Origin of the sequence: Mesorhizobium sp. AD1-1, from assembly GCF_020164655.1 — a bacterium.
Lineage (GTDB): Bacteria > Pseudomonadota > Alphaproteobacteria > Rhizobiales > Rhizobiaceae > Mesorhizobium > Mesorhizobium ciceri.
This window is the reverse complement of sequence record NZ_JAIUGP010000001.1, coordinates 682,431-695,045: the sequence shown is the minus strand read 5'-3', so window position 1 is coordinate 695,045 and position 12,615 is coordinate 682,431. Positions and strand designations below refer to the sequence as shown.

The 12,615-nt window shown below is 63.2% G+C and carries 12 protein-coding genes; 5 read left to right on the top strand and 7 right to left on the bottom strand.

All coding sequences use genetic code 11. From position 1 onward, the window contains the following. The 4 genes from LB519_RS03190 to LB519_RS03175 all read right to left on the bottom strand — a co-directional run bounded on the left by LB519_RS03190 (window position 1) and on the right by LB519_RS03175 (window position 2,768). Window positions 1-1,494: a DNA cytosine methyltransferase gene (locus tag LB519_RS03190; protein ID WP_224618640.1), complete on the bottom strand. Its 1,494-nt coding sequence runs from the start codon at window positions 1,492-1,494 to the stop codon at window positions 1-3. Beyond that, on the bottom strand, window positions 1,491-1,994 hold the full coding sequence (locus LB519_RS03185; protein ID WP_318011896.1) for a DNA mismatch endonuclease Vsr: 504 nt from the start codon (window positions 1,992-1,994) through the stop codon (window positions 1,491-1,493). The genes LB519_RS03190 and LB519_RS03185 overlap by 4 nt, the downstream gene beginning before the upstream one ends. Window positions 1,995-2,191: 197 nt before the next feature. Next, window positions 2,192-2,440, bottom strand: a complete 249-nt coding sequence (locus LB519_RS03180) for a conjugal transfer protein TraD (protein WP_224618638.1) — start codon at window positions 2,438-2,440, stop codon at window positions 2,192-2,194. A gap of 1 nt (window position 2,441) precedes the next feature. Continuing rightward, window positions 2,442-2,768, bottom strand: a complete 327-nt coding sequence (locus LB519_RS03175; protein ID WP_224618636.1) for a conjugal transfer protein TraD — start codon at window positions 2,766-2,768, stop codon at window positions 2,442-2,444. Window positions 2,769-2,940: 172 nt separating this feature from the next. Between LB519_RS03175 and traA the strand changes: the two genes are divergently transcribed. The 4 genes from traA to LB519_RS03155 all read left to right on the top strand — a co-directional run bounded on the left by traA (window position 2,941) and on the right by LB519_RS03155 (window position 7,831). After that, entirely contained in the window at window positions 2,941-5,994 is a 3,054-nt protein-coding gene (gene traA, locus LB519_RS03170; protein WP_224618635.1) for a Ti-type conjugative transfer relaxase TraA, read from the top strand. A gap of 128 nt (window positions 5,995-6,122) precedes the next feature. Further along, complete coding sequence (locus LB519_RS03165) at window positions 6,123-6,353, top strand: helix-turn-helix transcriptional regulator (RefSeq protein WP_224618633.1); 231 nt, start codon at window positions 6,123-6,125, stop codon at window positions 6,351-6,353. A 320-nt stretch (window positions 6,354-6,673) separates the two neighbouring features. Then, window positions 6,674-7,114 carry a hypothetical protein gene (locus LB519_RS03160; RefSeq protein WP_013533589.1) on the top strand — a complete coding sequence of 147 codons (441 nt, stop codon included), beginning with the start codon at window positions 6,674-6,676 and terminating at the stop codon, window positions 7,112-7,114. A gap of 378 nt (window positions 7,115-7,492) precedes the next feature. Further along, window positions 7,493-7,831, top strand: a complete 339-nt coding sequence (locus LB519_RS03155) for a hypothetical protein (protein ID WP_013533590.1) — start codon at window positions 7,493-7,495, stop codon at window positions 7,829-7,831. 26 nt (window positions 7,832-7,857) lie between these two features. Here LB519_RS03155 and LB519_RS03150 read toward each other — a convergent pair whose 3' ends face one another. Genes LB519_RS03150 through LB519_RS03140 form a run of 3 tightly spaced genes read right to left on the bottom strand, consistent with a single transcriptional unit; the run spans window position 7,858 to window position 11,697 of the window. Further along, window positions 7,858-8,757 (bottom strand): alpha/beta hydrolase, encoded by a 900-nt coding sequence (locus tag LB519_RS03150; RefSeq protein ID WP_224618631.1) that lies wholly within the window; start codon window positions 8,755-8,757, stop codon window positions 7,858-7,860. A 23-nt stretch (window positions 8,758-8,780) separates the two neighbouring features. Next, window positions 8,781-10,829 (bottom strand): Fe(3+)-hydroxamate ABC transporter permease FhuB, encoded by a 2,049-nt coding sequence (gene fhuB / locus LB519_RS03145; protein ID WP_224618630.1) that lies wholly within the window; start codon window positions 10,827-10,829, stop codon window positions 8,781-8,783. After that, on the bottom strand, window positions 10,822-11,697 hold the full coding sequence (locus LB519_RS03140) for an ABC transporter substrate-binding protein (protein WP_224618624.1): 876 nt from the start codon (window positions 11,695-11,697) through the stop codon (window positions 10,822-10,824). The genes fhuB and LB519_RS03140 overlap by 8 nt, the downstream gene beginning before the upstream one ends. 504 nt (window positions 11,698-12,201) lie before the next feature. On the opposite strand from LB519_RS03140, the gene LB519_RS03135 reads away from it, so the two are divergent. Beyond that, on the top strand, window positions 12,202-12,549 hold the full coding sequence (locus tag LB519_RS03135) for a hypothetical protein (protein WP_032808338.1): 348 nt from the start codon (window positions 12,202-12,204) through the stop codon (window positions 12,547-12,549). Window positions 12,550-12,615: the final 66 nt, after the last annotated feature.

Genomic DNA, 12,615 nt, shown 5'->3' with positions numbered 1-12,615 from the left:
TCACGCCGCCTGCCGGTCAGAAGCCTCTTTATTCTTGCCGGTTCGACTGGTCAGCTGCTCTTTGAGGACACGGGCAACTGCGAGGCCGAGTAGCGGCGGGACGGCATTGCCGATCTGACGGAAGGCAGCATTCATCGCGCCGGCAAAGACGAAACCGTCTGGAAACGACTGGAGCCGTGCTGCTTCGCGCACTGAGACAGTCCGCTTCTGCGTGCTGTCGTAGTGAATATGCGAGTAGGTGTCCTTCCCCATGTGCGCGGTCAATGTGCGAGAGGGCTTCGACGGATCAAGCTTCCACCACTTGTTCGGAAACTTCTCCGGATCATACGGCGGGACCACCTGCGCACGCAGATCCCTGTAGGCGTTTGACTCCTTGCTGATGTGCGTCAGCCCTTGCGCCATCAGCGCGTCCTGGAACATCTGTTCAGCAAGCGCTCGTGCCTGCGGATAGTCGGCGCCGTGCTTCATGCCCGCGAAGATCGGGAAGTCACGCGGGGTTAGGCGAATGAGGTGGCCGTTGGCCCCATCTGCGGTTTCGAAGCCGGGCCAGTTCCGCATTTTCAGCGCATACGCCGACGGGCCGGTAGCCAGCTCCCGATAGGGCAGAACTTCCGAGAGCTTGCGGCGTCTTATGACGGCAGGATTGCTGGCGTGTTCCTTGATCCTCGGCAGGTCATCGAGCGCGGCTTTCGCGCCGACGGCGTCGGCCAGGTCCGCCGAGGGGATATGAATTTCGTGGAAGCGGTGGCTTCCGGGGTCAACATGCTTAAGGGCTACACGACGAGAGCCTTCGTACCCGCGCGGCAGATCGAGGAAGTGCAGCGGTTCCGGAAATTTCGGTGCTTTGCCCAGGACATCGGCGAGTGCGACGATGAAGAGACGCTCCCGGACCTGGGGTACGCCGTAGTACGCCGCGTTGAGGATTGTGTAACCGGTGCGATATCCCGACAATTCGAGGGTCTCGCAGATTTCCTCGGGCACGTTGTGACCACCGAAATTCAGAATGTCCGGCACATTTTCGATGAGAATGATCAGCGGCTGCGTGTCTTCGACGAATTTGAGGAAGCGGCGGTAGAGCGAAGCGCGCGGGTCTTTCTGAAACGCGTCTTCGTGGCCGGCAATCGAGCGTAGCTTGGAGCGCCCAATTCGCGCGAACGCTTGGCACGGCAGGCCGGCGGCAAGAACGTCAAAGGACTCTGAAGCTGATGTTTCGAACCCCAGATCCTTGACCAGCTTCGCGGCCGTTACATCTTCCATATCGCGCGGCTTCGACCAGGCGTCACCAGGCTCGCGGTCGCCGCCGAAATTAAACGCATAGCTTCGCGCGGCTTCAGCATCGAGTTCGATGTGCGCGGAAAGTTCGAAGCCGGCAGTCTTCAGTCCGAGTGATAGCCCCCCGCAACCCGAGCAGATTTCGAGTGCGCGCGGGGTCGCCCCGGTCTGCAGGCGAACGAGCTTGTTTCGGCGAATCAGCTGATGGTCGGATGCGGTCATGATTCCAAATATGCCTGGAGCTTCGACTTCAAGCCAGGCAGATCACGGACCTCGCATTCCCATACGATTGCTACCTTCCACCCCAAGTCCTGAAGCTCCCGTCGCACGCGTTCATCGCGGGCGACGTTAGCATTAAACTTTCCTTGCCAGAATTCAATGTTTGACTTGGGAGTATAGCAGAACTTGCACCCTTCGTGGCGGTGCCAGAAGCAACCATGGACGAAAACGACTGTATTTCGTAACGGAAAGACGACGTCGGGCTTTCCCGGCAGATCGCGGCGGTGGAGCCGGAAGCGATAGCCCATTGCATGGGCCAGCTTGCGAACAGCCATCTCGGGCTTCGTGTCCTTGCCTTTGATGCGGCCCATCATGGCCGACCGTGCTGCAGGTGTGATTATGTCCATGGCATGGATGATAAGCGAGTTGCCGTGTCTCCTCGATCGAAAAATCGACGCGCCGCCCGGACGTTCTAGAAAACGTCTACCGTTGGCGGCAGCCATCTCTCAAACCGGGGCGATCCAACGGCGCTTGACGAGATCCGAACCTACTCCCTGTTTTGAACGCGAACATATGTCTGCTTCCCGGCATTGGTCCCTTTCCCAATCGAGCCATGCGACATCGTTAAACGCAGCGTCGACGGCTTGCGCAACGCGGGCGGAGCTTCGCTGTTTGGGGCTTCGCCGCCCGTTACTCGCGCCTACGTTCCCTGATTCTCTCGCTCTTCATGCCGTTCCGCATCAAACGCCTGCTTTCCCTTCGCGGCCCACAAGTCCTGCGCATGCTCGCCTTCGTGGCGCTGAAGCTTCTCGGCGATCCACAGCAGCGCGCCGTAGATCGTAGCGCGATCGTCATTGATGAGCTCGACGATGCCTGCCTTGACGACGAGCCCACCGAGTTCGATCAGATGTCGGGTGCGCTGGCGTCGCTCGACCTGCCAGGTGCGCATGTCATTGCGAGCCCGTACCGCCTGCCGGCGATTGTGGGCTGCCCGATTGCGTTTGAGCACCGCGAACGTTGCGCTGAGATGCCGGAGCAGTTCGCCGTGACCTGCTTTCGAAAAACATCACTCCACGCTTGGCCCATGCCTCACGCTTTGCCGTGTCTGTCGTCTCAGCGATTGCGACCAGTGCACCAGCCAGTTCACCCGGGCTGAGCTCATCGGCACCGGTGGCGATCACCAGTTCGCCAAGCTGCTGCACCTTTCGCGTCTTGAGCTCGCGCGCTTTGTCTTCCAGCGCCTTCAGTTCGGCGTCGAAGTCTCGTGGTTTACGCATGGCTGTCTCCATCAATTGTCGATCTCTGGATGATAATTGAGCGTCCGCCGGAAGGCTTTAAGGTTGCCGAGACAGCCCGGGACGGGCTGGTCCATCCCGAGAATTTTTCGAGGGAGGGCGCGCTTATACGTCGTGCCGACGTGCGCTTTGACGTGCAAATGATCTGGTCGCGATGGCGATCTATCATCTTCACGTCAAGGTCATTGGCCGCAAGGCAGGGAGCAGTGCTGTCGCGTCGGCCGCGTATCGCTCGGCCTCGCGATTGCGTGACGAGCGCATCGAACGCAGCCACGATTTTTCAGCCAAACGCGGCGTCGTCCATTCCGAGGTGATGCTGCCGGAGAGTGCGCCGGAGGCCTGGCGCGACCGCGAGAGGCTGTGGAACGATGTCGAGGGTTTCGAGGTCCGCAAGGACGCGCAGCTTGCCCGCGAAGTCGAGTTTGCGCTCCCGCGCGAACTCAGCCAGGCGCAAGGCATCGAACTGGCGCGCGACTTTGTACAAGTCGAGTTTGTCAGCCGGGGCATGGTCGCCGATCTCAATGTGCATTGGGACAGGGCCGAAGATGGCAGTCCAAAACCGCATGCCCATGTCATGCTCACCATGCGGTCCGCCGATGAGAACGGTTTCGGGTCAAAGGTTCGAGACTGGAATGCTACCCAGCTGGTTGAGCGCTGGCGCGAGCGATGGGCGGAACTGGCCAATGAACGCCTGGCCGAACTCGACATCGACGCCCGCATCGATCATCGCAGTCTGGAAGCGCAGGGCATTTCACTGGAGCCGCAAACGCAGATTGGTGCACCGGCTCAACGCATCGAGGGCAGTGGCCTTGACGCTGGCGGCATTGAAGCAGATCGCGCCGAACTGCATCGCGAGATCGCGCGCAACAATGGTGCGCGCATCATTGCGGATCCTCACCTGGCGCTCGACGCCATCACGCATCAGCAGTCGACGTTCACCCGAAAAGACATGGCGAAGTTCTCGCACCGCCACAGCGATGGAATGGAGCAGTTCAACGAGATGGTGGCAGCCATCAGCAACGCACCCGATCTGGTCGAACTCGGCAAGGACGGACGCGGCGAAGACCGGTTCACCACAAGGCAGATGATCGAGACCGAACAGCGCCTTCACCGCGCGGCAGAGCGTATCGATTTGGACGAGCGACACACGGTGAGTGACGAACATCGCGAGGCAGCTCTGGCGCGGGCTGCGCAACGCGGGCTTGTCCTTTCGGGAGAGCAGGTCGATGCACTGGATCACATCACCGATGGTCGCGGTCTTGGTGTCATTGTCGGCTTTGCCGGAACGGGCAAGAGCGCCATGCTGGGCGTCGCGCGCCAGGCATGGGCAGCGGCGGGTTACGAGGTCCGAGGCGCCGCACTCTCCGGCATTGCCGCCGAGAATCTGGAAGGCGGATCAGGCATCCCGTCACGCACCATCGCCAGCATGGAGCATAGCTGGGGACAGGGCAGGGATCTGCTCACCACGCGCGATGTCCTGGTGATCGATGAGGCCGGCATGGTCGGCACGCGCCAGTTGGAGCGCGTGCTTTCCCATGCCGCCAACGTTGGCGCAAAAGTCGTCCTCGTCGGCGATCCGCAGCAGTTGCAGGCGATCGAAGCCGGTGCTGCATTCCGATCGATTCACGAGCGACACGGCGGCGTCGAAATCGGCCAGGTGCGCCGGCAGCGCCAGGACTGGCAGCGTGATGCCACGCGCGATCTGGCAACCGGCAGGATCAATGCTGCGATCAGCGCCTACGATGCGCAAGGCATGGTGCATCAGGCCGCGACGCGCGACGACGCGCGAGGTGAACTCGTCGAGCGCTGGGATCGCGACCGGCGGGCACAGCCCGACGCAAGCCGGATTATTCTCACCCACACAAACGACGAGGTACGTGCGCTGAACCAGGCAGCGCGCGAGCGAATGCGCGCTGCCGGCGATCTCGGCGACGAGGTTCAGGTGACTGTCGAACGCGGCCCAAGAAACTTCGCCAGCGGCGACCGGGTCATGTTCCTGCGCAACGAGCGCGGGCTTGGCGTCAAGAACGGCACGCTGGGCATCGTGGAGGAAGTCAGCAGACAGAGCATGACCGTGCGCACCGATGACGGCAGGTCGGTTCGCTTCGACCTGAAAGACTACGCGCACATCGACCACGGCTATGCCGCGACCATTCACAAGGCTCAAGGGGTGACCGTCGACCGGACCCATGTGCTCGCCACGCCGGGCATGGACGCGCATGGCAGCTACGTCGCACTGTCGCGGCATCGAGACGGCATGGACCTGCATTATGGCGGCGACGACTTCAGCACGCGGGACCAGCTGGACCGTACGCTGTCACGCGACCGCGCCAAAGACATGGCATCGGATTACGAGCAGGTCGACCCGGCGCGGAGCTATGCCGAACGGCGCGGCATCACGTTCCGCGAGCGCGTCGTCGAGATCGTGCGCCGGATCGTTCCGGAGAAGCTGCGCGACAGGATCGGCGAGCTGCTGGACGGATTGCGCTCGCCCGGAGACGGCGAACCCATGCTGGAAGGTGGGCGAAGACCGGAAAGGGAAGATGTTGGGGTGCGGATCGGAGATCCAGGCCCTACGCCCGGCAGAGAAAATGTCGCCACTGGAGCGCCGCGCGACACGACTGTGCCGGTGGACGCGGAAGCGGCGTTGCGCAGTGCTCGCACGAAGGCGCTTGTGCGTCACGCGCGCGCGCTCGACGCGATCCTCAGTACTGGAAATGCAGACGGGCACGGCAGTCCCGAGCAGATGCGCGAATTGAGGGATGCCCGTAGCGCTTTCGAGAAGGTGCGGCCGCATGGCTGGCGCGATGCCGAAGCGGCCTATGTGAAAAATCCAGAACTTGTCCGTGAGGCGGGGGCCGGCCGCGTCAGCCGTATCGTGCTTGCTCTCCAGCTTGAAACGGAAATCCGCACTGGGATGGACATCGATCCCGGCCGCCGCGCTGACCGGTTCGTGGAACGCTGGCAAAAGCTCGATCGGACAAGCCACGACCAATATCAGGCCGGCGACATGTCCGGCTACAGGTCGACGCGCTCGGCCATGTCCGATATGGCCAAGAGCCTTGAACGCGACCCTCAACTTGAATCCCTGCTTGCCAATCATAAGAAGGCGCTCGGCATCCATGTCGAATCCGGCCGGCGTCTGGGTGTGGAACTCGCCTTTAACCACGGCATCGGGCTCGGCCGAGGCAAGGGCATCGGAATCTGACCCATCCGATTTGCCGCCGATAACACGTCAACTTACGATACGGCGGCAAACCCGTATTGCGCGGCTGCGGTTCCCCATTATGCCTGCCCACCAGATATCAGAAGCATCCAGCAGGAGGCAGGCCAGCCATGCCAGAACCCGACCGTATCATCCGCAGCAGAACTGTCCTTGCCCGGACAGGCCTGTCCCGCTCAACCATGTATCGCAAGATCGCCGAAGGCACATTTCCGGCTCAGATCAGGATCAGTGTCAACGGTGCCGGATGGCGGGAGTCGGATATCAATCGGTGGATTGAGAATCCCGTATCGTGGAGGCCGAGGCGAGATGATGAAATCCGATTGCAAGAGGTGGCAAAATGATAGCATCTATCGCATCATGCAAAGCAATTTTCTGTGGATAACGGAACCGAACCATCGGTATGATTTTGGATTGGGTAATTTTGTGGGTATTTATCAATATCCTCACTGACTTTTTATAATTAAATTCAAATAGATAGCTAACAATTCGATTCCGCCTCTGGCACCATCCCCTCCTGGTCCGTTCTGGGCACCCCCGTGGCGTCGCCGCCTGCATCGCCAAGTGGAATCACTTTGCGCACATTAGCCCGCCGGCGGATTTAATTTGCTTGGCCACCCCTCAACCCTAGGGCAAACTGCCCGTTGGGGCTGCAGGAGGTGAAATGAGAGCACGCGCAGCAACGCTTGGGGATCTGGAGGATGTCTTTCGCGGTCTGTCCAAGCGGATGTCGGACGAATACGTCGCTGCCGGCAAGGACAGCAAGATCGCCTACGACAACCTTATGATGAATTTGAAGGAGGGCCGCGCGCACGCGCTTGTCGAGGGTGACAAGGCCGTGGCGATCATCGCCTGGCATGAGAACAGCGACGCCGCCGACACGCTGTTCGCCGCACGGGAGGACTTCTTCCGGGCCACGACCGTCCGTTTCTGCAAGCGGCATATCAGGCATATCCAGGCGCTCGCCGGCAATCTCGCCATCCATTCGCGCAGTTGGCTCCAGGGGCCGGATGTCGCAAGATGGTTCGGCGTCATCGGCTATGTCGAGCGCGGCCGGGAGAACGGCGCCACTTTGTTCGAGCTGCCGCCGGCTCGCATCGGCTAGGAAACCCTGGGCTGGTCAAGATCCCTTGCCGCAAACACCGCCACCCTCTCGCGATCGCCCGCACAGGTTCGTCGATGCGGGTCACCGTCTTCGGCTCCAGGATCCCTTGCTCGGCGGCCTTCTGAACTGCCTTAGCAAGCGGCTTGCGCCGGGCGCCGATTGGCGGGATGTTATGGGAGGGCAACCGGGGGGCAAACCGGCACGCCGAGACAGATATGGCTGCTGGAAATGTCACGAGCTTGCTTCGCCTTTCTTGCCTTTGTTGCCCTGGTGAGGCCGGTAGGGGCAGGCGAGTGGACGTCTCATCTGCTTGACCGCCCAAGCCTGGCAACCGCCTATTTTCGCCAAGCCGATCTTGTGACTGCATACGCGACCGCAATGGCGCGCTTCCGTCTGCAGCTCGCAGGGCGTGCCGGCGAAAACAACCTTGCGGTCCCTCTCGAACCACTGCTTTTGCGGGCGGAATTCCGTGCGCGGACATGGCGCTCGGCGGACGGCAGCCTGTTGCAAGGCTTCGCCGGCAAGGGCGGCTTCCGGCTGACTATCGGCAACTGCCTGGCGCGCATCTGCGCTGCCAGCGAATGCAGCGATGCCGGTTGGCCGGTTTACGCCTGCAGCGACGGAGGCAAGCGCAAGATGTCCGTCACGGATTTTGTGACGGCAAACTTCGGCGGCGTCTCCTACCGCCGATTGAGCGCCTCCCCTTCACAGGAATGACAGCGCCGACCGTCTTGCTGCGGCGTTCAGCAAAGGGCGGTGTCCCTCCTCACCGCAAACGCCGCCTGCACCGCGCGATTGACGGTGACCGGCAGGATCGACATGTGGTTCTCGCCGGCATGCAGTTCGAAACTGGCGCGCACGCCCGGGAGAGCGTCAAGACGCTGCGCCATTGCCCGCGCGAATGCGTCGGTGCGTGTCACCTTTTTCTGCTTCAGGCGCTTTTCCTCGTCCTCGGCGCCAATCTGGAACGGCGCCAGCTTCTCGGTCTCGTACTCGCCGGCCGACAGGATCATGGTCGCCGCCAAACCATCGGGAATGGCGGCCTCGAAGGCTTCGAGAAAGCGGTCGATGGCACGCTCTTCCCAATAGATGGCGGGGCTCGCCGCGATCCAGGTCTGAAAGGAAGAAGGCCGCGTGAACAGGGCGTAGAGCGCAAACAGGCCACCGAAAGAATGGCCGTAAAGCGCCTGGCGGCTGGCATCGACCGTGACCCGGCTGGCGACCCACGGCTTCAGCTCATCCTCGATGAAAGCAAGGAATTTCCCTGCCCCACCGGTCCGGACTTCGGACGTGCCCTCGTAGAAGGGCGGGTAGGTCTTGCCTGGCGGCGGGCCGAGATCCCATGAGCGGCGCAGCGGATCATAGGCGCCGTCGACGGGATAGCCGATGGCGACGATGACGCCCCAGCCGACATTGGTGCCCGTGGGATAGAAGGCCTGCGCGCGCATGGCGTCGACCGCCGTGCCGATGACGGCGTTGCCGTCGGTCATGTAGAGGACCGGCCAGCCGGCCTCGGGCACCGGCCCGGACGGCACATGCAGGAATATCCGCCAGGGCGCGCCGCCCTGCGCCGGAACAAGATCGTGGACCGCCGTGTTGGCGATCAGGGCTGGCGTCGCGTTGGACATGGATATCTTGGACATGGATATCTCCAGGGGCAAAACGGTCAGCGGCGGCGCAGCAGCCACATCAGCACCGGGCCGCCGATCAACGTGGCGACGAGACCGGCCGGGATCTGGCGCGGGAAGATGGCGATCCGGCCCACCCAGTCGGCGGCGACCATGATCAGCGCGCCGGCGAGCACCGCGCCAATGGCCTGCGGCAGCGCACGGGAAAGGCCAAGGCGACGAGCAAGATGCGGCGCCATAAGGCCGATGAAGGTCAGCGGACCGACGATCAGCGTCGAAGCCGCGGTGAGTGCCGCGACGGCCAGCAGCACGAGAAGCCGCGCCCTCTTCAGGTTGATGCCAAGGCCCTGAACGGCGGCGGAGCCGAGCGGCAGGATGTCGAGCCAGCGCACGAAGAAAGGCGCGAGCGCGAAGAGGCAGACCGCGATACCACCGGTCAGCAGGGCGTCACCGACATCGACGCCATAGGTCGAACCGGTCAGCCAGTTGAGCAGCAGCATGGCGCGAGGATCGCCGGTCGCGGTGAGCACCAGGATCAGCGCGTCGAACAAGGCCGTCAGGGCAACGCCGGCAAGCAGCAGCCGCTCCGGCGCATAGGTGGCACGACGGCCGATCGCCAGCGTCACCAGCAAAGTGGCGAAGGCGCCGATCGTTGCCGCCGCCGTCTGAACCGGGCGCCCGGCATCGACGAGCGCAAACAGCGCCACCATCATGCCAAGGGCGGCACCGGCACTGATGCCCAGCACTTCGGGGCTGGCCATCGGATTGCCGGTCAGCCGCTGCATCATCAGCCCGGCAAGCGCCAGCATCGCCCCGGCACTCAGCGCGGCAAGCACGCGAGGCCACCGCCACGACAGCAAAGGCTGCAGCTCGTCGCCGAAGGCGAAGGTCCAGCCATGCGGACCCGGTCCATAGAGCAGGGCCAGCCCGAGCAGCAGAAGCAGAGCCAGGCCGAGTGCCATCAGAACAAGGCCGGGCCGGCTTGCGCGCGGCAGGCGCACGGCCATCAAGGTCGGGGCTTCCGAGCCAAGCGCAAGGCGCGGCAGCAGCCAGAGCAGCAGCGGCGCACCGAGAAGTGCTGTGATCGCTCCGGTCGGCAGCAGGTCGCCTTGCGGCCCGGTGGCGATCTGCACGCCTTGATCGGTGGCCCACAGCAACGCGCCGCCGATCAGCGGTGCCATCACCAGTTGTTGGCCCAGCCGCCGGGCACCGCCGATGCGCGCGAGCGTCGCCGCGGCCAGGCCGACGAAACCGATGACGCCGACAGCGGCAACGACAAAGGCGATCAGCGCGACGGCGGCCGCCAGTCCGGCGAAGCGATAGGCGCCGAGCGGCACGCCAAGGCTGCGCGCGCCTTCATCGTCGAGGCCAAGCAGGGTCAGGGGCCGCACCATAAATAAGATCGCCAGCGCCGCTGCGCCGATGCGTGGCAAAAGCCACAGCGTCGTCGACCAATCCTGCTGGCCGAGCGAACCGGCGCCCCAAATGAACAGGCTGGCCAGCCATTCATGCCGCAGCACGATGAGAGCGGCACCGATGGCGCCGGCATAGAGGCTGACCACAAGCCCCGCCAGCACCACCGAAAGCGGCGACAGGCCCTTGTGCCAGGACAGAGCGATGACGGCGGCAAGGGCCATCAATGCGCCGGCCAGCGCCACCCATTCGCGGCCGAAGGCAAGCAGGGACGGTGACAGAAGCGTCGCCAGTGCCAGCGCCAGATAGGCGCCGGCCGAGACGCCAACGGTTTCAGGCGAGGCGAGCGGGTTGCGCAGAACCTGCTGCAGGACAGTTCCGGCAAGCCCGAGCGCCGCACCGCACAAAAGGCTGATCGCAAGACGGGGCAGGAAGGCATAGTGGACGAGCACCTGCCGCATGTCAGCGATGTCGGGAGCGGCGAGCGATTGGAGCCAGAGCGCCGATGGCAGTTGCACGGTGAGGTTCGAGACGGTTGCCGCTGCCGCAGCCGCGAGCAGCACCGCGCAAAGCAGGATCGCGCCTACCGGCTGATTGCTGGAAAAGCTCCACACGGGGGCCCGGCCGGCCGACGCAGGCTTCCCCCTTTGGGCAATGGCAGCATCCTCAGCCATGGGCGGCCTCCGCGGTCATCGCCGATGCCAGGACCCGAGCAAAACGGCTCGCGGATGGAAGCGCGCCAAACATCAGGACGGCAGGAAGGCGCATGATCGAGCGGTTGCGCACGAAGGGCATGGCATTCCAGACCGGACTTTCGGTCAGCGTGCCGCCGGCGCCCTCAGGCAAGGGTTCGAGATAGGCGAGGCGCGCATCGCTGGATGTCGCCAGCCCGTCGATGCCGACGGTCGAAAACCCCCAATAGTTGGTCTCGGCCGTCCACGCGTTGCTGAGCCCGATGCGGTCGAACACCTCCTGAAACAGGCTCTTTGCGCCGTAGACGCGCACATTGCGCGGGTCCAGGAAGCTGACGACATAGATCGGCCGTGCCGAAAGCGGCGCCAGCTGCTGGCGAACCTCCAAAAGATACGCGTCTGTCGCCGCGATCAGCGCCTCGCCTTCGCTTTCCTTGCCGACAAGCCCGGCGAGCTGGCGCGTCGCCTCGAGCGCGCGCCGATAGGGCTGCCCGGCCTCGGTATAGAGCCCGATCGTCGTCACTGGAGCCACGCGTTCGAGCAGCGGCTTGATGCCGTCGAGATACGGCATGGACAGGATGATGTCGGGCCTGAGCTGCTGCAGGAATTCGAGATTGGGCTCGAGCAGCGTGCCGAGATCGGCGACGTCGGGCGGCAGCCGCGGCTCGACCACCCATTTCTCCCAGACCTCCCGATCGGCAATGGCGACCGGGCTGACACCGAGCATGAGCAAGGTCTCGGTCAACCCGTCATCCAGGCAGACGATGCGCAACGGACGGGCTTCAGCCGTGGAGGACCTCATGCCGGCGAACGGCAGCGAAAAAAGCCCGAGCGCCTGGCGCCGGGTCATTCGGCTGCGCAAATGATCGGGCGCGGCTCTCGACTGGGGCTCTTGGTCTCTCTGCAATGCGGCCGGCCCTGCTTTTCGGGGGTTGGTCTCCAGTGACCACTGCCCGGTGACTATGAAACATGAGTGTACTAGTCAACATTTAAGATGCCTGCCCAGTCAACTTTCACGCGACCGCATGCCAAGCGCAGACGCCCACTGGCCGCAAGGCGATTCGCCCGTACAACAATCCTGTGCGACGTCACCGTCCGAATCACGGTTTGCGAAGCCCAATCCGCGCTTCGCATCATTTTTCCTCCACGAATGCATTCCATGATAGAGGGAGCTACGGTCGCCTTTGGGCAGCCGTTTCCTGGATTGCCTGAGAGACCAAAGACGGCCAAGAACCAAAAGCCGGCAGCAAGCCGCCACCTGAAGACGTCAAGGACCGGTCGAACGCATCAAGGCAGCGTGATCGGGTTGCACTCGGCAAGGCTTGATGATTTGTTGCCGCTATACGGAGAACGAATGATGCGAGAGCCTGCCGGTCAAGACGAATACGGGTCGACGAACCCTTTCGATCCGGACGACCTGCCAACCTTGAACGCAATCGGCCCGAGCATGGGAAGCGGCAATGATTTCGAGAGATATGCCGTTGCCGTGATCATCGTGTTCGGTGCGCTGATCATCGGCGGGCTGATGGCCGCATCGATGGTCTTCGGGCACCGCAACGGCTTCCTCTTCGCGCTTGGCGGCGCCACATCCGCCTGGATCTCCGGAAATGCGCTGCTGCTCGACCGGCCGCGCATCTATGCGCTGTTCGTCGGCATTGCCGCCTTGATGCTGGTTGCGTCCACCCTCACGCTGGTCTTGTGACGGTCAAGTCGGTGTGAGCCGATCCACTTGAGCAGCGGGCGATCAACCCGAATCGCCACGCTGCTC